We start from the raw sequence: 20,702 nt of genomic DNA, 5'->3' as shown, positions 1-20,702 counted from the left end.
CCCCCCCCCCCCCCCCCCCATTTTTGTTGAGTAGCGCCCTTCAGAAATCGAAGAACACCGTCTCCCCTTCCCCCTGGAGGCGAATGTCGAACCGATAGGCTGTCTTGCCATCCACCTCACAGCGCTTGGCGACCAGTGTCTCGCGCCGCTGCGGCTGCTCGATCAGGTTGAGCACCGGGCACTTGCCGTTGGCCTCGGCCTCGTCATCGAAATACAAGCGGGTATGCAGGTGGATGTTGATCCCCCGGGCGAACAGGCTGATGTTGATGTGCGGTGCCATCGGCACCCCGGCGGCATTGTTCACCACACCTGGCTTGACTGTGTGCAGGGTCCACTCACCCGCATCGAAGGTGGTGGCGGTCCGGCCGAAGCTGTTGAAGGCGTTCTCCAGGTTGAACACGTCCTGGTACTGGCCGTTGGCATCGGCCTGCCACACCTCGAGGAAGGAATCGCGCACTAGATGGCCATTGCCATCGTACACCTGGCCGATCAGCTGGATGTGCTCGCCCGGGGCCTGCGGACGAGCCAGACGGTTCCAGATTTCCTGATCGCGGGTCGGATTACCAGCGGCTTCCAGGGCCAGGCCGATGTGCACATAGGGGCCGGCAGTCTGCGAGGGGGTTTCCGGCAGCAGTTCGATAGGCATGACGGATCTCCTCAGCGATTCTCGAAGTGGGTCTGGCGCTGGCCACGCAGCACGATGTCGAAGCGGTAGGCCAGGCAGTCCATCGGGTTGGCGTGGCTCATGTCGAGCCGAGCAATCAGGCGCTGCACCGCGTCCGGGTTGGCGATCGACTTGACGATCGGACACATCGGAATCAGCGGGTCACCTTCGAAATACAGTTGGGTGATCAGCTTGGTGGCAATCGAAGGGCCGCTGATGGAGAAGTGGATGTGCGCCGGACGCCAATCGTTGGGGCCGTTGCGCCAGGGGTAGGGGCCGGGCTTGATGGTGCGGAAGCTGTAGTAGCCGTCACGGTCGGTCAGGCAGCGACCGACGCCACCGAAGTTCGGATCGAGCGGGGCCAGGTAGCGGTCGTTCTTGTGGCGGTAGCGACCACCAGCGTTGGCCTGCCACATCTCCACCAGAGTATTGGGCACCGGCTTGCCGTACTGGTCGACGACCCGCCCGGCGATGATGATGCGCTCACCAATCGGCAGGCCACCATTGTTGAAGTTCAGCAACAGGTCATGGTCGTGCTCGCCGAAGCGCAGGTGGGAAAAATCCGGGCCGGTGCTTTCGCTGACCGACTGCGCAATGCTCACCAGCGCCTGGCGCGGCGAGCGGGCGATGGATGTCTTGTAATCAGGCGTGAAGGCCTTGGGGTGCCAGTTGCGATCACGGATCACGAAGCGGCTGGTGTCCTGGGCGGGCATGCCGTTTTCCTCTCTTGGAATTGTTCGAACCACCTGTGCGTGGCAGGCGGACGTGCAGTTTCCGGCAGGTCGCGCAGGGCGAAAACTGAAAACATGCGCGCCAGACATAACCATTTGGTTATGCAACTTTTCACCAGACCTCCCGATCTGAAGCGCTGGACTATTCTGGATGGACTGCGGTGCTGGCTGCGCAGAGCCCAACGGCCCTTCAGCCAGGCACGACCCTCACAGCGGAGAACTTCTATGGACTGGCGAAAAGGCCGACGCAGCGACAATGTAGTGGATGCACGCGGCGAAGGCGGTGGCGGTGGGATGCGCTTCGGCGGTGGCAAGGGCCTGGGGCTGGGTGCCGTGCTGCTGATCGTCGGCATCGGCTGGCTCACCGGCCAGGATCCGCTGCAGATCCTCGGCCAGCTTGCCGGCCAGATGGAGCAGCAGCAGGCAGCGCCCAGCGGCGCTGGCGGCAAGGCACCGCCGGCCAATGACCAACAGGCCGAGTTCGTCGCCTCGATCCTCGGCGACACCGAGGATACCTGGAAAGCCCTGTTCGCCCAGGCCGGAAAGCAGTACCGCGATCCCAAGCTGGTGCTGTTCAGCGGCCAGGTCAGCTCCGCCTGCGGCTTCGCCTCCTCGGCGGTCGGCCCCTTCTATTGCCCGGCTGACCAGCGGGTGTACCTGGACATGTCGTTCTTCCGTGAAATGGAAACCCGCTTCGCCGCCGCCGGCGACTTCGCCCAGGCCTACGTGATCGCCCACGAGATTGGCCACCACGTGCAGACCCTGCTCGGCGTCTCGGCCAAGGTCGATGCCGCGCGCCGCAGCGGCCAGCGCCTGGAAGGCGACAATGGCCTGCTGGTACGCCAGGAACTGCAGGCCGACTGCCTGGCTGGTGTCTGGGCCTACCAGGCGCAGAAACGCCTCAACTGGCTGGAGCCCGGCGATGTCGAAGAGGCGCTCAACGCCGCCAACGCCATCGGCGACGACCGCCTGCAGCAACAGGGTCAGGGACGCGTGGTGCCCGACTCCTTCACCCATGGCACCTCGGCGCAGCGGGTACGCTGGTTCAAGGCTGGCTTTGCCAGCGGCGACCTGAACCGCTGCGACACCTTCAGCGCACGCAACCTGTAACGCCCCGCTGCAACGGGCGTTGCAGAGCCTCTCCAGAATGCAATACGACCAATGGGTCATTTTCTGCTGAAAAACGTTTCAGCCACAGCCAATTCGGCCGATAACCCATGGACCCTTCAGCTGGCCCCTATAAGAACAACGCCCGGCGACGTGAGATTTTGCAAGACACATTTTCTGGAGAGCGTGCATGAACAGATGGTTTGCCGACAAGAGCGTGAACCTCAAACTCGGTCTGGGCTTCGGTCTGGTCCTGGTATTGACCGGCCTGCTGGCCCTGGCCAGTTGGACCAGCCTGGGCAGCCTCATCAATCGCAGCAACTGGATGAGCGACATTACCCGCCTCAACACTGACCTGACCAACCTGCGCGTGGCGCGTCTGCAATACATGCTGACCGACGGCGACGACACCGCGGCAGCCAACGTGCTGACCAAGCTGGATATCTTCAACAAACAGCAGCAGCACCTGGTAACCACCTTCAAGAGCCCGGAAAACGTCAAGCTGCTGCGCGAGCTGGGCGGTATCATCGACCAGTACCGCGTATCGCTGGACAAGATGCGTGCCGCCTACAAGACCACCCTTGGCGCCCGCGACAGCATGAACCAGAACGGCACCAAGGCCGTGGAAGCCGTCGCCGCCATCGGCAACGATGTGCTGACCCGCGAGGAAAGCGATGCCGGCCGCCTGCAACAGTACCTGACCGTCAGCAAGGCTCGCCAACAGCTGACCCAGGTACGCCTGGACGTGCGCAACTACATCTCAGATCCGAGCAACGCCAACGAACAGGCCGCCCTGCGCCAGCTCGACCTGGCACTGACCGAAATCGACGGCCTCAAGCGCCAGTTGCCGAACGACGGCCCGCGTATCCAGGCATTCGACCTCGCCGTGCGCGCCTATGGTGATTCGGTGCGTCAGTTCCGCGATGCCATCTCGCAGATCGCCCTGGCACGCCAGGAGATGACCACCCAGGGTGGCGATATCGTCAAGATCAGTGACGCCCTCTACAAGATCCAGCTCGAACGCCGTGACATCGAAAGTGCCGAGGCCCGCACCCTGCAGATCGGCGCGACGCTGCTGGCCCTGCTCATCGGCGTACTCGCCGCCGTGATCATCACCCGCCAGATCACTCGCCCGCTGCGCGAGACCCTCGCCGTGGTGGAGAAGATCGCCGGTGGCGACCTGACCCACAACCTGCAAGTCACTCGCCGCGACGAGCTGGGCGTGCTGCAGCAAGGTATTGCGCGCATGGGTACGACCCTGCGTGACCTCATCAGCGGCATCCGTGACGGTGTTACCCAGATCGCCAGTGCGGCCGAGGAGCTGTCGGCGGTGACCGAGCAGACCAGCGCCGGTGCCAACAGCCAGAAGGTCGAGACCGACCAGGTCGCTACCGCCATGCACGAAATGGCTGCCACCGTGCAGGAAGTCGCGCGCAACGCCGAACAGGCGTCGCTTGCAGCGACCAACGCCGACGGCGAAGCCCGTGCCGGTGACAAAGTGGTGGGCGAGGCGATCGACCAGATCGAGCGCCTGGCCGCCGAGGTCAACCGCTCCACCGAAGCGATGAACCTGCTGCAACAGGAAAGCCAGAAGATCGGCAGTGTCATGGACGTGATCAAGTCAGTGGCCGAACAGACCAACCTGTTGGCGCTCAACGCCGCCATCGAAGCGGCTCGCGCCGGTGAGGCGGGGCGTGGGTTCGCCGTGGTCGCCGACGAAGTGCGTGGCCTGGCGCAGCGCACGCAGAAGTCCACCGAAGAGATCGAAGAGCTGGTCGCCAGCCTGCAGAACGGCACACAGCAGGTGGCCAACGCCATGCTCGGCAGCCGCACCCTGACCGACAGCAGCGTGGAACTGGCACGCAAGGCCGGCGCGTCGCTGGAGAACATCACCAGCACCGTATCGGGCATCCAGTCGATGAACCAGCAGATCGCCGCCGCCGCAGAGCAGCAGAGTGCCGTGGCCGAAGAGATCAGCCGCAGCATCCTCAGCGTACGCGATGTGTCCGAACAGACCGCCGCTGCGAGCGACGAGACGGCGGCCTCCAGCGTCGAGCTGGCGCGGCTGGGTGGGCAGTTGCAAACCCTGGTCAGCCATTTCCGCGTCTGACCACACGCCTTCCGGGGCCGCGTCGCGGCCCCCATCCTTCCCCCAAAAAATCTGCTGAATGGCGTTTCAGCTCCTGCAAATATTGCCGATATCTCTTCTGCGGCAACGGAGGGCCCATCACAAAAACAAAAGCCGAATGACGCGAAGTCCCGCGAGCAGGCGCTTTCCCCGGGGAACCTCCATGAGCAACTGGTTTGCCAACATCAGCGTCAAACTCAAACTGATGCTGGGCTTCAGCCTGGTCCTTCTATTCACCACCGCACTGGCCTTGACCGGCTGGAACAGCCTGGAAAACCTCGTCGCACGCAGCAACTCTATGGGGCAGATCACCCAGTTCAAAACGCACCTGAACAACCTGCGCGTGGCACGCCTGCAATACATGCTCGCCGACGGCGACGAAAGCGCCGCCACCACCGTGCAAGCCCGCCTGGACACCTTCGACCAGCACAAGCAGGAACTGCTCGCCAGCTTCGACCATCCCCAGAGCCTGCAACTGCTGCGCGAACAAGCCACCTACATCGACCAGTACCGCGCCTCGCTGGACAAGATGCGCCAGGGCTACCGCACCATCGCCAGCAAACCCGACGCCGAGCAGCAGGTACGCGACGCCCGGGCGGCGATCGCCACGGCACGCCAGGAAATGATCGAGGAGCAGGCGCAGATCACCAAGCGCAGCGACGAGCTGTACAAGATCGAACTTGGCAGGCGCGATGTCGATACCGCCCAGGCGCGCAACCTGCAACTCGGCGTGGCGCTGCTGGCGCTGGTGTTCGGCCTGCTCGGCGCCGTGATCATCACCCGCCAGATCACCCGCCCCTTGCAGGAAACCCTCGAAGTGGTGAAGAAGATCGCTGAAGGCGACCTCACCCAGCGCCTGCACATCACCCGGCGTGACGAACTCGGCACCTTGCAGCAGGGCATCGCGGGCATGGGCGAAACCCTGCGCGCACTGATCACCGGTATCCGCGACGGCGTCACCCAGATCGCCAGCGCCGCCGAGGAACTGTCGGCAGTGACCGAGCAGACCAGTGCCGGAGTCAACAATCAGAAGGTCGAAACCGACCAGGTCGCCACTGCCATGCACGAGATGACCGCGACCGTGCAGGAAGTCGCACGCAATGCCGAGCAGGCATCCCAAGCCGCCACGCAGGCCGATGGCGAGGCCCGTGCCGGTGACAGGGTGGTGAACGAGGCCATCGGCCAGATCGAACGTCTGGCCGCTGAAGTACAGCACTCCACCGAGGCGATGAACCTGCTACAACAGGAAAGCCAGAAGATCGGCAGCGTCATGGACGTGATCAAGTCGGTGGCCCAGCAGACCAACCTGCTGGCACTGAATGCCGCCATCGAAGCGGCGCGTGCCGGTGAAGCCGGGCGCGGCTTTGCGGTGGTCGCCGATGAGGTCCGGGCCCTGGCCCAGCGCACGCAGAAGTCCACCGAAGAGATCGAAGAACTGGTCGCCAGCCTGCAGAACGGCACCCAGCGCGTGGCCACCGCCATGCAAGGCAGCAGCGGGCTGACCGACAGCAGCGTGGAACTGGCCCGCAAGGCTGGCACCTCATTGGCCAGCATCACCCGCACTGTGTCGGGAATTCAGGCGATGAACCAGCAGATTGCCGCTGCGGCAGAGCAGCAGAGCGCCGTGGCCGACAAGATCGGCCGCAGCATCATGAATGTGCGCGATGTGTCGGAGCAGACGGCGGCGGCCAGTGAGGAGACAGCAGCGTCAAGCGTGGAGCTGGCGCGGCTGGGTGGGCAGTTGCAGACGATGGTCAGCCACTTCCGCGTTTGAAGCACCTCCCACAGGTTTCCCACTGCCGTTGAGCGCGGTGGGATACCTGTGGAGGCGGGCTTGCACGGTATTACTTGACGATCAACCCAACCCCGCGCCCGCGTGGATCGGACGCGGTCTCGAGCTTCTCGCCGGTGACCCGAATCGCCTGGATATCACCCATCTCCCAGCCTTGGTCCTCAAGCACGTAGCCCATTTTTTTCAGATCCTCTGCCACCTGCCCTTCGAGCGGTGCATAGCTGTCGAAATAGATGGTGTCCTTGGGCAGCAGCTGGTGGTGCACACGCTGGGCGGCCACGGCTTTTTCCAGCGGCATGCCATAGTCGTACAGGTTGTTCATCACCTGGAAGATCGAGGTGAAGATCCGCGAACCACCCGGCGTACCGACCACCAGGGTCAGCTTGCCGTCGCGGGTGACCAGGCTTGGGCTCATGGACGAGAGCATACGCTTGCCCGGCTCGATGGCATTGGCATCACCACCCACCACGCCGAAGGCGTTGGCCGCTCCAGGCTTGGCGCTGAAATCGTCCATCTCGTCGTTGAGCAGGAAGCCCGCGCCCTTGACCACCACGCCGCTGCCATAGTCGAGGTTCAGGGTGTATGTGTTGCTCACCGCGTTACCCTGCTTGTCGACGATGGAGAAGTGTGTTGTCTGGTGCGGCTCCAGGCCCGGCTTGACCTGGTCGGTGGCGGAGATCGCTTTGGGGTTGACCTGCGCCGCGCGCTTGGCCAGGTAGTCCTTGGCCACCAGCTCCTTGACCGGCACCTTGGTGAAGGCCGGGTCGCCCAGGTAGTCGGCGCGGTCGGCGAACACGCGTTTCTCGATCTCGGCCAGCAGGTGGATGTACTTGGCCGAGTTGTGCTCGACACCCTTGAAATCGGCCGCACGGTCTTCCTTGATGCCCAACAGCTGAGCCAGGGCGACGCCACCAGAGCTTGGCGGTGGCGCGGTGTAGACCACATTGCCGCGCCAGTCGATGGCGATCGGGTCGCGCCACACGGCCTTGTAGTCCTTCAGGTCTTCCTTGGTGATCAGGCCCTTGTCGGCCTGCATCTGCGCCACCAGCAAGTCGGCGGTCTTGCCCTGGTAGAACTCGCTGACGCCCTTGTCGGCGATGCGTTCCAGGGTCTTGGCCAGCTCGGGCTGCTTGAACAGCTCGCCGACCTTCATGTCGCCGAAGTAGTCGTTGAAGTTGGTGGCGGTCTTGAACAGGCCCTGGGCATCGTCGCGGTACTGGTACTGCTTCTGCGCGATCTTGAAGCCATTCTGCGCATAGCCGATGGCCGGGGTGAGCAGCTCGCTCCACTTGAGCTTGCCGAACTTCTGGTGCGCCTCCCACAGGCCCATCACCGTGCCAGGCACGCCAGCAGCGCGTACGCCGACCAGGCTGAGGTTCTCGATGACCTCGCCCTTGTCGTCCAGGTACATGTTGCGCGTGGCGGCCTTGGGCGCGACTTCACGGTAGTCGAGGAAGTACGGCTTGCCGTCGACGAACAGGGTCATGAAGCCACCGCCGCCGATGTTGCCGGCTTCGGGGTAGGTGACCGCCAGGGTGAACGCAGTGGCGACCGCGGCATCCACCGCGTTGCCGCCTTTCTTGAGAATGTCGGCGGCTACCTGTGCGCCATATTGATCGGGCGCCGCCACCGCGCCACCTTCGAGTGTCACGGCATAGGCGGAAGAACAGCTCAGGATCGCGGCCCCGAGGGCCAGGGACTGGAACATGACGATACGCATGACACTTCCTTGGTGTTGTTTTTGTCGAGCACTCATTTAAGGCTCAAGCGTTGCGACTAAGCAAACGGCACACAGGAAAGGAGGCGTCTTTGGGCAAATCTGTCGCGTTCAGGTAACTCAGCAGGCGTACATCGATAGCTTGCGCTGGATGAAATCGAGGAAGCACTGGATGCGCAGCGCCAGTTGGGTGTTGCGGTAGTAGACCGCGTGGATCGGCTGGCGATAGCCGTTGTTGGCCTCGGCCAGCACCACCTGCAGCCGACCGGCACGAATGTCTTCGTGGGTCATGAAATGTGACAGGCTAACGATGCCTTCACCGGCCAGTGCCAGCTGGCGCAAGGTCTCGCCGCTGGAGGCGAGGATCGCCGGACGGATCGCCCAGCGGTCCCCCTGGGCATGGCGCAACGGCCACTGATTGAGGGTCTCGGGTGCGCTGAACCCCAGCAGGCAGTGCGTGCTGAGTTCTTCGACCTTCTGCGGTGTACCGCGCCGGGCCAGGTAATCCGGGCTGGCGAGCACCTGCACGGGGCTGCACCCCAGCGAGCGCGCGTGCAGGCTGGAATCGGCCAGCTCACCGATGCGAATGGCCACGTCGGTGCTCTGTTCGAGCAGGTCGATGATCAGGTCGTCGGTATTGAGCTCGAGTTCGATGCCGGGGTACTGGCGGCGAAACTCGCCGATCCACGGCAGGATGGCATGCAGCATGAACGGCGCGGCGGCGTTGATCCGCAGACGCCCGGACGGGGTCTGGCGGTTCATCGACAGGCGCTCTTCCATGTCGTCCATCTGTTCGAGGATGACCCGCGAACGCTCGAGGAAGAAACGCCCTTCTTCGGTCAGGTCCATGCGCCGGGTGGTGCGATTGACCAGCGTGGTCCCAAGCTTGCCCTCCAGGCGCGACAGGGTGCGACTGACCGCCGACGGGGTCTGGCCCATCTGCTCGGCGGCGGCGGAGATCGAACCGCAGTCGATGACGGCGACGAATACCTGGAGTTCTTCGGATCGGGTTTTCACGCGGTGGCCTTGGGCTTGGGGTAGTGCTGATTGATAGCTGCTGGGCGGTCACGGCGCAAGTGTGGCCGCCTCGTCACTCAGCCTTGCCGAACACCTTGCTCAGGTGCGCTTCGTACGCCACCAGCGCTGCCGGTACATCCGGGCGCTTCATCACATCCACCGCCAGGAAGGTCGGCAGGCCGGTCATGCCAAGGAACTGATTCGCCTTGTGGAACGGGAAATACACCGCATCCACACCCTTGCCTTCAAAGAAGTCGGTCGGATCGTCGAAAGCCTGCTGCGGCGCGTTCCAGGTCAACGAGAGCATGTACTGCTTGCCCTGGATCAGCCCGCCACTGCCGTACTTCTGCGAGGCATCGGAACGGGTGCGACCATCGCTGGCATACAGGCTGCCGTGGCCTTCGGTGAAGACCTCATCGACGTACTTCTTCACGGTCCAGGGCGCGCCCATCCACCAACCCGGCATCTGGTAGATGACCACGTCCGCCCAGAGGAATTTCTGCACCTCTTCCTTGACGTCATAGCCACCGTCGATGAAGGTCTGCTGCACGTCGAAACCGGCGCGGTCCAGATAGGCCAGCGCGGCCTCGTGCAGGGTGCGGTTCAGGCGGCCGTCGGAATGAGCGAACTGTTTGCCGCCGTTGAGTAGAAGAATCTTTTTCATGGGGAGCCTCGTAGGTCTGGGTCGGTCCGAGGCAAGGACGCCTGCCGACCGAGTCAAAAGTGATGGCGGCAGATTAGGCAGTCGCAGGCGAAGGAAAAAGCCGGCTGGCGGCAAAATACATTTGCCTAAAAGTCACGAATAGACATCAGATTATTGCAATACAATCTGCTCACTTTCCCCCGCACAGGCCATCGCCATGAGTGAGCAGTTCGCTTTCATCCTCAAAGCCAAGACCCGTCCTGAGAAGGCCGAAGCCTTCGAAACCCTGTTCCGCGCCTATGTCGAACCGAGCCGCCAGGAGCCCGGCTGCATCGAGTACCACATGCTGCGCGACAAGGAAGACCCGAGCCTGTTCGTGTTCTACGAGGTCTGGGCCGACAAGGCCGCCCTCGACGTGCACTCGGCCCTGCCGCACATGGCCGCGTTCTTCGAGAAGCGCATGGACTACCTGGAGCGCGACTTCGATATCCAGATGATCGAGATGCTCAGCGCTTCCTCCGCTAGCCGTTGATCAGCAGGTGCCCGCCGAGCAGCGCCAGGCCCACGAAGAAGCAGCGCCTGAACTGTGCCGCGCTGATGCGCTGGCGCAGCCAGGTGCCGGCGAACATGCCCAGCAAGGCGGGGGCCAGCATCAGCAATGACGCACCCAGGGCCGGGCCGTCGAGCGCGTCCTGCCCGGCCAGGCCCAGCGCCAGCGCAAGGGTCGAGACCGTGAACGACAGGCCCATCGCCTGGACCAGCGCGTCACGATCCAGGCCCAGCCCCTGCAGGTAGGGCACCCCCGGTATCACGAACACCCCGGTTGCCGCCGTCACCACACCAGTCAGCAGGCCGCACAGCGGCCCCAGCCAGCACTCCCACTGTGGCTGTACGCGCAAGCCCGGCCCCACCAGCCCGTACAGGGCATATATCAACAGCGCACCACCGAGCGCATGCGCCGCCCAGGGGCCGCTGTCGATGCCAAGCCACAGGCTGCCCAGCAGCGTACCGGCGACGATCATCACCAGCATGCTGCCCAGGCGCTTGAGCAGCCCGCGCAAGTGCCCGCCCGAGGCCAGTTGCCACAGGTTGGTAAGGGTCGAGGGCACGATCAGCAGTGCCGCTGCCTGCGCAGGAGGCATAGCCAGCCCCAGCATGCCCATGGCGATGGTCGGCATCCCCAGGCCGATCACGCCCTTGACCGCACCGGCCATGGCAAAGGTGATGATCACCAGCAGTGACAATGCCGGCCCCATGTTCTGATACAACGCGATAAAGGTATTCATGGCGCTATCCTGGGCTGCCGCGAGCACAGTGAAAATCTGCCATATACTCAGCCAGACTCTTGCCAGGACAGAGGCACATGCATTTCGACCTGATCGACCTCAGTCTTTTCCGTCATACCCTCGAATGCGGCAACATCACCGCCGGTGCCCGTCGCAGCCATCTTTCGCTGCCTGCGGCCAGTGCGCGCATCCGTGCCATGGAAGCCTCGCTGGGCATCCCCTTGCTCGAGCGCAACCGCCGAGGGGTACAGCCAACGCCAGCGGGCCAGGCGTTGTTACAGCATGCGCGGCTGATTGCCCAGCAGGTCGAGCGGCTGCAATACGACCTCGGCCAGTACGCCCAGGGCCAACAGGGGCAGGTGCGCCTGCTGTGCAATACCGCGGCGCTGACCGAGTACTTGCCGGAGTTGCTGGCTGCATACCTGGTGGAGTACCCGGGCGTCAGCGTCGATGTGCAGGAGCAGCCGAGCCTGCGCATCGTGCAGGCGATCACCCAGGGGACTGCGGACCTGGGCATCATTTCCACCGCGGCACCAAGCGAGCACCTGCAGGTGCGGCCGTTTCGCGAAGACCCGCTGGTGCTGATCATGCCCCTGGCGCATCCGCTGAATGGACACCCGGCGCCCCGTTTCGTCGACAGCCTGGTGCATGGCCATGTGGGGCTGGGTGCGGACAGCGCACTGGCCTTGCACCTCGAAGAACAGTCTCTGCGCCTCGGGCGGCGCATGCAGGTACGGGTGCGGGCCGAAGGTTTTGACGGTGTGATCCGCATGGTGGCTGGGGGCGCCGGGGTCGGCGTGGTGCCGTTGGCCTCGGTGAGACGCTGGGAGGGGGTGCTGCCCTTGCGCTGGGTGGCCCTGGAGGAAGACTGGGCCAATCGTCGGCTGCAGCTGTGTGCACGGGATTTTGCCGGATTGCCGGGGTATGCGGCGGCGCTGGTCGAGCGGCTTGGGCTTGGGGATTGAGTTAGCCTATGGGAGCGGCGGTTCGTCGCCCCGACTTGTCCCGCGAGGCAGACGCCGCGCTGCCTGGCACGGGCTACGCCCGTGTTCGCGGGACCAGGCCGCTTCCACAGGGATTGGGCTGGTCTTTAGATTTTGAGCAAGACAGTTGCCCCTACAAGAGCTCCGCAACTTCTGAATACTGCGGTGCTAATTGTGGGAGCGGGCTTGTCCCGCGATCACCGGCGAAGCCGGTGCCATGCAGCGCGTTATCTTATTCGCGGGACAAGCCGGAGCGCCGAGCCCTCGCTCCCACAGGGGGAGCGGTTCTCCGTTGCGACTTGCCCGCGAAGAGGCCGGTACTGACTCAGCACACCTCGATCAGAACAACTTCACCGTATAACTCAGGATCAACCGGTTCTCATCGATGTCGGTCCGGTAGTTGGACCGCGCCATGACATTGCGCACCCGCACTCCCAGCCCGGCCAGCGGCCCGCTCTGCACCACATACGCCAGGTCCAGATCGCGCTCCCGGTCACGCCCTTCGAAACCAAGCCCGGTGTCCACATCCCCGCCCTTCACATAGCGCAGGGTCGAGGTCAGGCCGGGAATGCCCAGGGCCACGAAGTTGTAGTCATGGCGCACCTGCCACGAACGTTCCCCTGGCGCCGAGAACTCGTAGGTCGGCAGCGTGTTGCCCATCGGGTTGGTGTTGGCCCCGACCTGGATGAAGCCATCCTTGCCGCCGATCTGCTGGTAGCCCACATAGAAGGTATGCCCGCCGGTCTTGGCCGAGAACAGGCTGAACAAGGCATGGTTGTCGTAGTCACCGGCAATCTTGCGGCCGTCCTCGCGGGCATCGAAGTACCCGGCATTGACACCCAGCGTCCAGTCGCCCACCGGCTCGGCGTGCTTGAAGCTGTAGAACCGCTGCTGGTAGATATCCTCCAGTTGCGCCTGCCACACCCCGACGCTGGTGCGGTTGTCGTTGAAGGCATAGTCGGCGCCGACGTAGTTGAAGCGGTCGCTGGTGAAGCGCGCCAGCCGCGACGGGTTGATCGGGTCGTTGACCAGCGCGTACATCTTCTGGCTGTTGGACGAGTCGCGCAGGCTGGTGGAGCGGAACTGGCCGGCGTTCAAGGTCAACCCGGCGATCTCGCGGGACTCGAGCATCGCCCCCTGGTACGTCGGCGGCAGCAGGCGCAGGTCGCTGAACAACAGCACTGGCAGGTTGGGCATCAGCTCACCGACCTTGAGCTCGGTCTGCGACACCTTGAACTTGATCGCCGCACCCAGGCGGCTGTATTCGTCCGCCGACTTGCCGCTGGCAAGGCTCGGCAGCAGCCCCGACTTCGAATGCTCCGGGCTGCTGTCGAGCTTGAAACCGAGCAGCCCGGTCACATCGAGGCCGACGCCCACCGTCCCCTGGGTATAGCCGGAGCTGGCATTGAGGATGAAACCCTGCGCCCACTCCTGGGTACGCGACTGGGTGCTGGCGCCCTTGATATCCGCATAGTCGCGGCTGAAGAAGTAATTGCGCGCCTGCAAGGTGGCGCGGGCGCCTTCGATGAAACCGCTGTCTTCGGCAGAAGCATCGAGGCACAGCGCCGCGGCGACACAGCCACCGGCCAGTCGGGTAGCCGATGAAAAACGTTGAGAAATCTGTACGTGCATGGGGAGCGACTCCTGGATTCGGGCAACAGCGATCCACCGCGGCAGCCTGAAGGCCGCCGACGTGCGGATGGCGTAATGAAGGGATCAGGCGGGCGCCAGGGCCCGCCAAGCTACCGTTGCGAAAAGCGGTCGACCGCTAGCGGTTGACCAGCTTCGCGGGCAGCGCGATCACCAGGAAGCAGCTCAGGATCAGGCAGCCGGCGAACACCCACAATGCCGCATGGGAGGTGCCGGTGAGATCGGTCACGATGCCCATCAGCGAGTTGCTCACCAGGCCCGCGATATTGGCCAGCGAACAGGCCAGGGCGAAACCGGTGGCCGCGGCAGTGCCCTTGAGGAAGGTCGCCGGCAGGCTGAAGAACACCGGCACCGCGCCGATGATCGCCGCCGATGCGATGGCAAACAACGCCACGGTCATCACCAGGTTCTGGCTGAACAAGGTGCTGCTGGCCATGGCGATGGCGCCGATGATGAACGGCACGATGATGTGCCAGCGACGCTCGCGATGACGGTCGGAACTGGCGCCGATCATCAGCATCCCGAGCAGCGCGGCCAGGCTCGGAATCGCAGTGAGCAAGCCGATGTGGAAGGTGTCGCTGACGCCTGCATCGCGGATGAAGGTCGGCATCCAGAACCCCATGGCATAGGCACTGAGCAGGATCGAGAAATCGATGCCACCGAGCATCCACACCTTCAGGTTGAAGAAGCCATCGCGGAAGCTGTGCTTGCTGCCCTTGCCTTCGGCATCGTCCGCAGCCAGGTCACTGGCCAGTTGCGCCTTGTCATCGTCCGACAGCCATTTGGCCTGCTGGAAATTGTTCGGCAGGGCCCAGAAGGTCAGGATGCCGAGCAACACGCTGGGGATCGCCTCGAGCAGGAACAGCCACTGCCAGCCATGCAGGCCGTGGACCTGGTCGAAGTGGCCCATGATCCAGCCAGAGATCGGCCCGCCGATCACGCTCGACAGCGGCAAGCCGATCATGAACAGCGCGATGATGCGCCCACGCCGGTAGGTCGGATACCACATGGTCAGGTAGTACAGCACGCCCGGGAGGAAGCCCGCCTCGGCGGCCCCGAGCAGAAAGCGCAGGATGTAGAACTGGGTGGTGGTGGACACGAACATGGTGCAGGCCGACAGCAGGCCCCAGGTGATCATGATCCGTGCGATCCAGAGCTTGGCACCGACGCGCTCCAGGATCAGGTTGCTCGGCACCTCGAAGATGATGTAGCCGACGAAGAACAGCCCGGCACCCAGGCCATAGGCTGCGGTGCTGAACTGCAGGTCTTCGAGCATCTGCAGCTTGGCGAAGCCGACGTTGATGCGGTCCAGATAGGCCGCGAGATAGCAGAAGCACAGGAAAGGAATGAGCCTCCATGTGATCTTGCGGTAGAGCGCTTGTGTGCCATGGTCGGTTGCACTGTGGACCGCGGTTGCATTCGCAATTGGCATTTCTTGTCTCCTGGCGGCGACTTTGTGGTTGTTTTTAGGCCAGCAGTTTTCGACGCTCCAAGAGCGCCGCACACTACAGGCGGCTGTCCAGGGCAGCGTCACAAGACCCCGAGTGCTCCTGCGGGGCGACCGTCCGCACAGCGGACGGCGATGGAACGGGCGTTCCTGCACCGTTCCTCGATTGTTATGGGTACAAAGCGTCCGGCTCAGTCGGCCAGGCGCGTCAGTTGCTCCATGGCCTCCTGGCGGCTGACGACATCGCCGTACTTGCTGTCGATGTCGAACAGGTTCGCTTCGTGCGGATCGTTGTGGCGATCGCCGACGCACTCGCGCACCACGATGGTCCGGAACCCGTGCTGCAGCGCATCCACCGCACTGGCGCGGATACAGCCGCTGGTGGAGCAGCCGGCCAGCACCACGGTGTCGATCCCTTGTGCATGCAACAGCGGTGCAAGGCTGGTGCCGAAGAAGGCGCTCGCATACTGCTTGCTCAGCACCACTTCATCCGCCTGCGGCATCACCGCCTCGCAGAAGGCGGCCAGTGGGTTGCCCTCGACCATGTCCTTCATCACTGGCGCCTTGCGCACCCACACGCCACCATCGGCAAAGTGCGGGGGCTGGTAGCGGATATTGGTGTGGACCACCAGAGTACCGCAGTCCCGCGCCAGCGCCAGCAGGCCGCTGGCCTGCTCGACGGCCGACACCACACCGGGGGCGTAGAGCGGCGCACCGGGGGTGGTGTAACCCTGCATGAAGTCGATCATCAGCAGGGCCGCCTTGCGCCCGAAGCCGATGCGCTGGCCCCACACGCCCTGATAGTTGTCATGGGCGCTCTGTGCGTCGCTCATGTTCGTCTCCCGTTTTCAGTAGGCGCCCGACAGCAGGGCACCGGCCCCCGGAACCACAGGCTCCAGGTCCAGCGCCTTGAGCATGGCGTAGGTGGTGGCGATGGCTGCGGTGACCACCGGCTTGCCGGTCTGTGCCTCGACCTTGGCCACGGCGGGCAGCGACTGCATCTGCACGCAGGCCGACAGCACCACCACATCGACGCCTTCCAGGTTCATGCCGGCGACGATGCCCGGCAGGTTGGCCGGATCATGGCGCGCCACGGCGAGGTTGTCGGGGATCTCCAGCGCACGCCAATCCTGAACCTCGAAGCCCTCTTCACGGATGTAGTTCACCACCAGCTCGGTCAGCGGCTTCATGTAGGGCGCAACGATGGCGATGCGCTTGGCCTTCATGACGTGCAGCGCCTCGACCAAGGCACCTGCACTGGTGATCACCGGCGCCAGCGCGTCGTTGTCGGCGGTGGCTTTCTGCAGGCGCTTCTCCGACTGGCGGTGATAGCCCAGCCCCATGGCCATGATCGCCACTAGGCACGCGTAGCCCAGCACATCGACCTTGGCGTCGGACAACTCCACCGCGCAGCGATCGGACTCGGCATCCATCGCCGCCAGTTCTTCCTTCTTCACCTGCTTCATGCGCATGCGGCTGGAGTGGAAGGTGAAGCGCTCGGGACGGATCGCCTGGCGCGCGGTGAGCATCGCCGGGATCTCGGTTTCCATGGTGGTGTTCGAACTCGGCACGATCTGGCCGATGCGGTACAGCTTGGTCATGTCTCGTGCTCCTTCAGACGAGGGAATGGTCGAGGAAATCGCCGAAGGCGGCAAAGAAGCCTTCGAGGTCGTCCCAGGGAATCATGTGGCCGGCGTTTTCGACCTGAACCACCTGGATGTCCGGCTTGAGTTCGCGGATCTCGGCGATGTCCTGTGCCTGGATCACACCGCCACGCCCGGCCACCATCAGCAGCGCCGGCTGGCGCACGGCAGGCAGGTCCTGATGGATATCCACATCATGGAAATCGTTGAAAGCCCGCACGATCGCCGGCTCGTGGCAGGTGTGCAGCCATTCGGCGCGCAGGGCCAGTTGCTCGTCGCTCCAGGTAGCGCAGAAGGCACGCATGTCCTCACCGGTCATGCCGATCGTGGCCTGGCGGATCGAATCGACGTACCACGGCAGCTTGCTGGGATACTCGCGCCGGCCCGGGCCGGACACCGGCGGATCGATCAGCACCAGGCGCTGCAGGCCCGGCGCGCCCTGGGCGGCAGCGCGGATGGCGAAGCGCGCGCCCATCGAATGACCGACCAGGTGATAGCTGCCAAGCCCCAGCGCTGCGGCGAAGGCCGGAATGTCTGCGGCGCAGGCGTCGGTGCCGTAGTCCAGGCCTGGGCCGCTGGAGGACAAGCCACGCCCGCGCACATCCAGCACATAGGTGTCGAAGTGCTGACCGAGGCGTTCGGCGACGAATCCCCAGGTGATCGCCGGGCTGGTGATCCCCGGCACCAGGATCAGCGCCGGCCCCTTGCCGCCGTAGCGCAGGTAGTGCTGGCGGATGCCGTTGGCGCTGACGTTGCCGCCGGCGACGAAGCTGCTCATGCCGCCTCCCCGCTTTTCAGTTCCTGGCCGTACAGGTCGTAGCCATAGACCCACGCCGGGTCTTCCTGGGTGTAGAGGAAGGTGTTGGCGTTGGACACCGACTGCACCCGCGAGGCGCGCTCCTTGCGGTTGGCCTCGTAGAGGGCGAAGGCGGTGCGGTGGTCGGACAGCCCGGTCTCCTGCAGGCAGCGAGTCAGCATCGCTGCGTCCTCGATGGCCATGCAGGCGCCCTGCGCCATGTGCGGTTTCATCGGATGGCAGGCATCGCCCAGCAGCACCAGGCGGCCACGGCTCCACAGCGGCAGCGGGTTGCGGTTGCGCAGCGGCCACTTGGTGATGGACTCGGTAGCGTCGATCAGCTTGTGCACCGTCGAGTGATAGCCCTCGAAGGCGGCGCGCATCTCTTCCTGGCTGCTGTCCACGAACGGGCCCTGGAAGTCCCAGGCCTCGTGCGGTACGCCGGTGACGAAGTAGTACTCGTCGCGTTTGCCGGTGGTGTAGTAGACCATCATGTGACGATCGTCGGTCCACCACTTCACGCAGTCCTCGAACACGTCCGCGTGCTGTTTGAGCTTGTCGCCGCGAATCAACGCACGGTGGGCGACCCAACCGCTGTAGATCGGCGCTTCGACGCCCAGCAGTTCCTCGCGGATCTTCGAGTGGATGCCGTCGGCACCGATGACGATATCGGCCACGGTATGGGTGCCGTCGGCGAAGTCCAGGCGCACCTGGTCACCCTCGTCGACGATCTTTTCCAGGCGCTTGCCGAAATGCACGGTGCCCGGCTTGATCGCCTCGATCTGCAGGGCGTGCAGGTCGCCACGGTGGATGGTGATGTACGAGGCGCCGTACTCGCGGCGAGCGAACTCGCCCAGCGGGATGCGCGACAGGTAGTCGCCGGTCTTGCCGTCGCGGCTGAACCAGAAGTCCGGGTGCGAGCCCATCAGCTCCAGCTTCTGCTCGAGGCCCATGCGACGGAAGATCTTCATCACGTTGGGGCCGATGTGGATGCCCGCACCGAGGCGGGTGAACTCCGGCGCCTGCTCGAACACCTCGACGTCGAACCCGGCCTGCTGCAGCAACGTGGCGGCGGCCGCCCCACCCAGACCCGCACCGACGATTGCGATTTTCTGCCTACCCCGCATGGGTATGTCTCCTCTTGTTCTGATGTGTTGCCAGCGGTTCGGCCGCTCGACGATTTAGAGTGTATACGCTCTATTTTTTTAATTGGAAGAGGCAGCGCAAAATATTTTATCGGCCCCGGATCAATGGCGATAGCGCGGCAATTGTTACCGCAAACATTGGAATATGTGTGGATAGGTAACGTTTGATCGCACCGCTTGCGCTTATCGACGGGATGCGCTTTCATCTGATCAAATATGGCGTACACACTATTGTTTTGCACCGAGATGACGCGCCCGGCACCGCCGTGGTGCAGCCGCTCGACCCTTGAGTCCTGACCAGGAGAACCCCCATGCCGGTGAGCAATGCAGAGCTGACCCAGATGTTCGAACACGTGCTGAAACTGTCCCGGGTAGACGAAACCCAGAGCGTCGCCGTGCTCAAGAGCCACTATTCCGATCCGCGTACGGTCAACGCGGCGATGGAGGCGGCGCAGCGCCTGAAAGCCAAGGTCTATGCGGTGGAGCTGCCGTCGTTCAACCATCCCACCGCCATGGGCAACGACATGACCGCCTACTGCGGCGACACCGCGCTGACCGGCAACATCGCCGCCCAGCGGGCGCTGGAGGCGGCCGACCTGATCGTCGACACCATGATGCTGCTGCACTCCCCCGAGCAGGAGCAGATCCTCAAGACCGGCACGCGCATCCTGCTGGCGGTCGAACCCCCGGAAGTACTGGCGCGCATGCTGCCCACCGAGGACGACAAACGTCGCGTGCTGGCCGCCGAGACCCTGCTCAAGCAAGCGCGCAGCATGCACGTGCGCTCCAAGGCCGGCAGCGACTTCCACGCCCCGCTCGGCCAGTATCCGGCGGTCACCGAATACGGCTACGCCGACGAGCCAGGGCGCTGGGACCACTGGCCCAGTGGCTTCCTGTTCACCTGGCCGAACGAGGACAGCGCCGAAGGCACGCTGGTGCTGGATGTCGGGGACATCATCCTGCCGTTCAAGAACTACTGCCGCGAGCGCATCACCCTGGAAATCGAGAAAGGCTTCATCACCGGTATCCACGGCGGCTTCGAGGCCGAGTACCTGCGCGACTACATGAAGTACTTCAACGACCCCGAGGTGTACGGCATCTCCCACATCGGCTGGGGCCTGCAACCCCGCGCACAGTGGACCGCCATGGGCCTGCACGACCGCAACGACGGCATGTGCATGGACGCCCGCGCCTTCTACGGCAACTTCCTGTTCTCCACCGGCCCCAACACCGAGGTCGGCGGCAAGCGCAAGACTCCGTGCCACCTGGATATACCGCTGCGCAACTGCGATATCTACCTGGACGACCAGCCCGTGGTGCTGGCCGGCGAGGTGGTCGCGCCCGAGGAGTCCAAGGCCCGATAGCGGGTATACTGGCCCGGCGCTCCGCTTTCGGGGGCCGGCCAGCCAACCCACACAGCCCAAGCCATCACATGCCGAAGAAAACCACCCCCGTTGCCACCCCGCTCGACACCACGCCGTATGACGTCACCGAACAGATCGGCCACCTGCTGCGCAAGGCGTACCAGCGGCATACGGCGATCTTCCAGCAGCAAGCGTGCGATCCGCAGCTCACCTCGATCCAGTTCGTCACCCTGTGCGCCCTGCGCGACCACGGGCCCAGCTCCCAGGCCGAGCTGATCAAGGCCACCGCCGTGGACCAGGCAACCATCCGTGGCATCGTCGAGCGCCTCAAGGCGCGCGAACTGGTGCAACTGTCGCCAGACCCGGACGACCGGCGCAAGGTCATCGTCGAGCTCACCGAAAGCGGCTCGGCGCTGCTCGATGCGATGATTCCCTGCGCACGGCAGATCAGCGAGCTGAGCATGGGCAGCCTCAATGCCGGGGAGCGGGTGGCGATCCTGTTCCTGCTGCGCAAGATGATCGACAGCGACGAGGCGGCGGGCTGATCGCGCCCTTCAACAAAACCCTCACCGTCGTTACCGGCCCTATC

The 20,702-nt window shown here is 64.1% G+C and carries 19 protein-coding genes; 7 read left to right on the top strand and 12 right to left on the bottom strand.

Features of this window, described 5'->3' with window-relative positions; translation table 11 throughout:
• Nucleotides 1-40: 40 nt before the first annotated feature.
• Nucleotides 41-646, bottom strand: a complete 606-nt coding sequence (gene pcaG, locus HU729_RS20230) for a protocatechuate 3,4-dioxygenase subunit alpha (RefSeq protein WP_186711362.1) — start codon at nucleotides 644-646, stop codon at nucleotides 41-43.
• A gap of 11 nt (nucleotides 647-657) precedes the next feature.
• Nucleotides 658-1,377 carry a protocatechuate 3,4-dioxygenase subunit beta gene (gene pcaH / locus HU729_RS20225; RefSeq protein ID WP_186669370.1) on the bottom strand — a complete coding sequence of 240 codons (720 nt, stop codon included), beginning with the start codon at nucleotides 1,375-1,377 and terminating at the stop codon, nucleotides 658-660.
• Between the two features lie 243 nt (nucleotides 1,378-1,620).
• Between pcaH and HU729_RS20220 the strand changes: the two genes are divergently transcribed.
• The 3 genes from HU729_RS20220 to HU729_RS20210 all read left to right on the top strand — a co-directional run bounded on the left by HU729_RS20220 (nucleotide 1,621) and on the right by HU729_RS20210 (nucleotide 6,404).
• Nucleotides 1,621-2,505: a neutral zinc metallopeptidase gene (locus HU729_RS20220; RefSeq protein ID WP_186711361.1), complete on the top strand. Its 885-nt coding sequence runs from the start codon at nucleotides 1,621-1,623 to the stop codon at nucleotides 2,503-2,505.
• Between the two features lie 187 nt (nucleotides 2,506-2,692).
• A complete protein-coding gene (locus HU729_RS20215) occupies nucleotides 2,693-4,612 on the top strand; it encodes a methyl-accepting chemotaxis protein (protein ID WP_186711360.1) in 1,920 nt (639 codons plus the stop codon).
• Between the two features lie 181 nt (nucleotides 4,613-4,793).
• Nucleotides 4,794-6,404 (top strand): methyl-accepting chemotaxis protein, encoded by a 1,611-nt coding sequence (locus tag HU729_RS20210; protein ID WP_186711359.1) that lies wholly within the window; start codon nucleotides 4,794-4,796, stop codon nucleotides 6,402-6,404.
• Nucleotides 6,405-6,474: 70 nt separating this feature from the next.
• Here the strand turns inward: HU729_RS20210 and ggt are convergent, their stop codons facing one another.
• From ggt to HU729_RS20195, 3 genes are all read right to left on the bottom strand, one after another.
• Nucleotides 6,475-8,142 (bottom strand): gamma-glutamyltransferase, encoded by a 1,668-nt coding sequence (gene ggt / locus HU729_RS20205; RefSeq protein WP_186711358.1) that lies wholly within the window; start codon nucleotides 8,140-8,142, stop codon nucleotides 6,475-6,477.
• A 117-nt stretch (nucleotides 8,143-8,259) separates the two neighbouring features.
• Nucleotides 8,260-9,156, bottom strand: coding sequence for a LysR substrate-binding domain-containing protein (locus HU729_RS20200; protein WP_186711357.1), 897 nt, complete (start codon nucleotides 9,154-9,156; stop codon nucleotides 8,260-8,262).
• A gap of 73 nt (nucleotides 9,157-9,229) precedes the next feature.
• The gene (locus HU729_RS20195) at nucleotides 9,230-9,820 is read right to left on the bottom strand and encodes an NAD(P)H-dependent oxidoreductase (RefSeq protein ID WP_186711356.1); all 591 of its coding nucleotides are present in this window, start codon (nucleotides 9,818-9,820) and stop codon (nucleotides 9,230-9,232) included.
• A 196-nt stretch (nucleotides 9,821-10,016) separates the two neighbouring features.
• Here HU729_RS20195 and HU729_RS20190 point away from each other — a divergent pair, with 196 nt between their 5' ends.
• Nucleotides 10,017-10,331, top strand: coding sequence for a putative quinol monooxygenase (locus HU729_RS20190; protein WP_186711355.1), 315 nt, complete (start codon nucleotides 10,017-10,019; stop codon nucleotides 10,329-10,331).
• On the opposite strand, the gene HU729_RS20185 is transcribed toward HU729_RS20190, so the two are convergent.
• On the bottom strand, nucleotides 10,321-11,085 hold the full coding sequence (locus HU729_RS20185) for a sulfite exporter TauE/SafE family protein (RefSeq protein ID WP_186669349.1): 765 nt from the start codon (nucleotides 11,083-11,085) through the stop codon (nucleotides 10,321-10,323). The genes HU729_RS20190 and HU729_RS20185 overlap by 11 nt on opposite strands.
• A gap of 77 nt (nucleotides 11,086-11,162) precedes the next feature.
• Between HU729_RS20185 and HU729_RS20180 the strand changes: the two genes are divergently transcribed.
• Complete coding sequence (locus HU729_RS20180) at nucleotides 11,163-12,050, top strand: LysR substrate-binding domain-containing protein (RefSeq protein ID WP_186711354.1); 888 nt, start codon at nucleotides 11,163-11,165, stop codon at nucleotides 12,048-12,050.
• 357 nt (nucleotides 12,051-12,407) lie between these two features.
• Here HU729_RS20180 and HU729_RS20175 read toward each other — a convergent pair whose 3' ends face one another.
• From HU729_RS20175 to nicC, 6 genes are all read right to left on the bottom strand, one after another.
• Nucleotides 12,408-13,700, bottom strand: a complete 1,293-nt coding sequence (locus tag HU729_RS20175; RefSeq protein WP_063542690.1) for an OprD family porin — start codon at nucleotides 13,698-13,700, stop codon at nucleotides 12,408-12,410.
• Nucleotides 13,701-13,836: 136 nt separating this feature from the next.
• A complete protein-coding gene (locus HU729_RS20170) occupies nucleotides 13,837-15,150 on the bottom strand; it encodes an MFS transporter (protein WP_186669345.1) in 1,314 nt (437 codons plus the stop codon).
• 206 nt (nucleotides 15,151-15,356) lie between these two features.
• Nucleotides 15,357-15,998 carry an N-carbamoylsarcosine amidohydrolase gene (locus tag HU729_RS20165; protein ID WP_186669343.1) on the bottom strand — a complete coding sequence of 214 codons (642 nt, stop codon included), beginning with the start codon at nucleotides 15,996-15,998 and terminating at the stop codon, nucleotides 15,357-15,359.
• 15 nt (nucleotides 15,999-16,013) lie between these two features.
• Complete coding sequence (locus HU729_RS20160) at nucleotides 16,014-16,766, bottom strand: Asp/Glu racemase (protein ID WP_054892653.1); 753 nt, start codon at nucleotides 16,764-16,766, stop codon at nucleotides 16,014-16,016.
• Nucleotides 16,767-16,779: 13 nt separating this feature from the next.
• The gene (nicD, locus tag HU729_RS20155; RefSeq protein WP_186669341.1) at nucleotides 16,780-17,586 is read right to left on the bottom strand and encodes an N-formylmaleamate deformylase; all 807 of its coding nucleotides are present in this window, start codon (nucleotides 17,584-17,586) and stop codon (nucleotides 16,780-16,782) included.
• A complete protein-coding gene (gene nicC / locus HU729_RS20150) occupies nucleotides 17,583-18,731 on the bottom strand; it encodes a 6-hydroxynicotinate 3-monooxygenase (RefSeq protein ID WP_186711353.1) in 1,149 nt (382 codons plus the stop codon). Before nicC ends, nicD begins: the two co-directional genes overlap by 4 nt.
• Nucleotides 18,732-19,060: 329 nt before the next feature.
• Here nicC and HU729_RS20145 point away from each other — a divergent pair, with 329 nt between their 5' ends.
• Nucleotides 19,061-20,113: a 2,5-dihydroxypyridine 5,6-dioxygenase gene (locus tag HU729_RS20145; RefSeq protein WP_186669337.1), complete on the top strand. Its 1,053-nt coding sequence runs from the start codon at nucleotides 19,061-19,063 to the stop codon at nucleotides 20,111-20,113.
• A gap of 68 nt (nucleotides 20,114-20,181) precedes the next feature.
• On the top strand, nucleotides 20,182-20,658 hold the full coding sequence (locus HU729_RS20140; protein WP_186669336.1) for a MarR family winged helix-turn-helix transcriptional regulator: 477 nt from the start codon (nucleotides 20,182-20,184) through the stop codon (nucleotides 20,656-20,658).
• Nucleotides 20,659-20,702 lie beyond the last annotated feature (44 nt).

Origin of the sequence: Pseudomonas sp. RW10S2 (assembly GCF_014268985.1) — a bacterium.
Lineage (GTDB): Bacteria > Pseudomonadota > Gammaproteobacteria > Pseudomonadales > Pseudomonadaceae > Aquipseudomonas > Aquipseudomonas wayambapalatensis.
Note: the sequence above shows the minus strand (reverse complement) of the source record. Positions and strands in the feature narration are given on the sequence as shown.

What these genes read in the sequence shown, in the direction of transcription:
- pcaG (WP_186711362.1), bottom strand. Translation starts at nt 646, where the DNA reads ATGCCTATCGAACTGCTGCCGGAAACCCCCTCGCAGACTGCCGGCCCC.
- HU729_RS20160 (WP_054892653.1), bottom strand. Translation starts at nt 16,766, where the DNA reads ATGACCAAGCTGTACCGCATCGGCCAGATCGTGCCGAGTTCGAACACC.
- HU729_RS20220 (WP_186711361.1), top strand. Translation starts at nt 1,621, where the DNA reads ATGGACTGGCGAAAAGGCCGACGCAGCGACAATGTAGTGGATGCACGC.
- HU729_RS20145 (WP_186669337.1), top strand. Translation starts at nt 19,061, where the DNA reads ATGCCGGTGAGCAATGCAGAGCTGACCCAGATGTTCGAACACGTGCTG.
- HU729_RS20140 (WP_186669336.1), top strand. Translation starts at nt 20,182, where the DNA reads ATGCCGAAGAAAACCACCCCCGTTGCCACCCCGCTCGACACCACGCCG.
- HU729_RS20180 (WP_186711354.1), top strand. Translation starts at nt 11,163, where the DNA reads ATGCATTTCGACCTGATCGACCTCAGTCTTTTCCGTCATACCCTCGAA.
- HU729_RS20185 (WP_186669349.1), bottom strand. Translation starts at nt 11,085, where the DNA reads ATGAATACCTTTATCGCGTTGTATCAGAACATGGGGCCGGCATTGTCA.
- ggt (WP_186711358.1), bottom strand. Translation starts at nt 8,142, where the DNA reads ATGCGTATCGTCATGTTCCAGTCCCTGGCCCTCGGGGCCGCGATCCTG.
- pcaH (WP_186669370.1), bottom strand. Translation starts at nt 1,377, where the DNA reads ATGCCCGCCCAGGACACCAGCCGCTTCGTGATCCGTGATCGCAACTGG.
- HU729_RS20175 (WP_063542690.1), bottom strand. Translation starts at nt 13,700, where the DNA reads ATGCACGTACAGATTTCTCAACGTTTTTCATCGGCTACCCGACTGGCC.
- nicC (WP_186711353.1), bottom strand. Translation starts at nt 18,731, where the DNA reads ATGCGGGGTAGGCAGAAAATCGCAATCGTCGGTGCGGGTCTGGGTGGG.
- HU729_RS20210 (WP_186711359.1), top strand. Translation starts at nt 4,794, where the DNA reads ATGAGCAACTGGTTTGCCAACATCAGCGTCAAACTCAAACTGATGCTG.
- HU729_RS20215 (WP_186711360.1), top strand. Translation starts at nt 2,693, where the DNA reads ATGAACAGATGGTTTGCCGACAAGAGCGTGAACCTCAAACTCGGTCTG.
- HU729_RS20170 (WP_186669345.1), bottom strand. Translation starts at nt 15,150, where the DNA reads ATGCCAATTGCGAATGCAACCGCGGTCCACAGTGCAACCGACCATGGC.
- HU729_RS20195 (WP_186711356.1), bottom strand. Translation starts at nt 9,820, where the DNA reads ATGAAAAAGATTCTTCTACTCAACGGCGGCAAACAGTTCGCTCATTCC.
- nicD (WP_186669341.1), bottom strand. Translation starts at nt 17,586, where the DNA reads ATGAGCAGCTTCGTCGCCGGCGGCAACGTCAGCGCCAACGGCATCCGC.
- HU729_RS20165 (WP_186669343.1), bottom strand. Translation starts at nt 15,998, where the DNA reads ATGAGCGACGCACAGAGCGCCCATGACAACTATCAGGGCGTGTGGGGC.
- HU729_RS20190 (WP_186711355.1), top strand. Translation starts at nt 10,017, where the DNA reads ATGAGTGAGCAGTTCGCTTTCATCCTCAAAGCCAAGACCCGTCCTGAG.